We start from the raw sequence: 1,022 nt of genomic DNA on the forward strand, positions 1-1,022 counted from the left end.
CGCGCGCCGCCCCGCCGCCGCCGCCCGACCCGCCGCCCGGCCCGCCAGCGGGTCCGTCGTCGTCCCCGTCGTCGTCATCGTCCCCGTCATCGCTGTCGTCGTCATCGCCGTCCCCGCCGTCATCGTCGTCGGCCAGCGCCGCGCCGCCCTGCCAGGGGGCGTCGGCTGGGCCGAAGGGTGCCGGGGATACGGCAAGGATCGCGCTCAGGACCAGCAGGGGCCAAATCCGTCTTTCCATGCGTCGGCTCCGGTATCCGGGTGGGTGGTGTTCGTCCGTTCGACGTTCTATCGATGCCACAACGTCCTCCTTGTGCGCGCGGTGTGCAACTCCATGACCGACGATTTCACCGATCGGCTGATTGCCGCCCTGCCGTCCCTGCGCCGCTTCGCGTTGTCGCTGGCCCGCGCGCCGGATGTCGCGGATGACTTGGTGCAGATCACGGTGGAACGGGCTCTCGCCGCGCAGGACCGCTATGACCCGTCAACGCCGCTGATGGCGTGGTTATTCCGCATCCTGCGCAATGCCTTCATCGACATGACGCGGCGCACGCGTACGCGCGGGGCGGAAACCGACATCGCCGATGCGCCCGAGGCCGCCAGCGTCGATGGCCCGCGCGAGACGGAAGCGCGGGTGATGCTGGACCAGACCATGGCTGCGATGCGCGATCTGCCCGAGGATCAGCGCGCGATCCTGACGCTGGTCTGCGTGGAGGAGCTGAGCTATGCCGAGGCGGCTGCCGTTCTCGACATTCCCGTGGGCACGGTGATGAGCCGGCTGTCCCGCGCGCGCCGCGCCCTTGCGTCGCGGCTGGGAATGGAATGACCCCGCCCGCCGTTATCCCCGCGACAGATCACGGAGCCAGCCCATGACACGAACAGACAAGAACGAGGCCGCCGATGACCCGGATGCAGTGGCGGACGACGCCCGCCTGATGGCGCTGGCCGATGGCGAACTGGACGCCGCGGCGGCTGCCGCGGCGGCGCGGGCCATCGCCGCCGACCCGGACGCCGCGCGCCGCTTC

At 70.9% G+C, this 1,022-nt stretch carries 2 protein-coding genes; one reads left to right on the forward strand and one right to left on the reverse strand.

Features of this window, described 5'->3' with window-relative positions; translation table 11 throughout:
* Positions 1-238 (reverse strand): hypothetical protein (locus DDE13_RS23320; RefSeq protein WP_222626196.1); only part of this gene is annotated, 238 nt, incomplete at its 3' end.
* Positions 239-331: 93 nt separating this feature from the next.
* On the opposite strand from DDE13_RS23320, the gene DDE13_RS22500 reads away from it, so the two are divergent.
* Positions 332-823 carry an RNA polymerase sigma factor gene (locus DDE13_RS22500; protein ID WP_111406403.1) on the forward strand — a complete coding sequence of 164 codons (492 nt, stop codon included), beginning with the start codon at positions 332-334 and terminating at the stop codon, positions 821-823.
* Positions 824-1,022 lie beyond the last annotated feature (199 nt).

Source organism: Meridianimarinicoccus zhengii (assembly GCF_003254465.1).
Taxonomy (GTDB): Bacteria; Pseudomonadota; Alphaproteobacteria; order Rhodobacterales; family Rhodobacteraceae; genus Meridianimarinicoccus; species Meridianimarinicoccus zhengii.

Coding starts and splice junctions, on each gene's coding strand:
- DDE13_RS22500 (WP_111406403.1), top strand. CDS start 332: ATGACCGACGATTTCACCGATCGGCTGATTGCCGCCCTGCCGTCCCTG.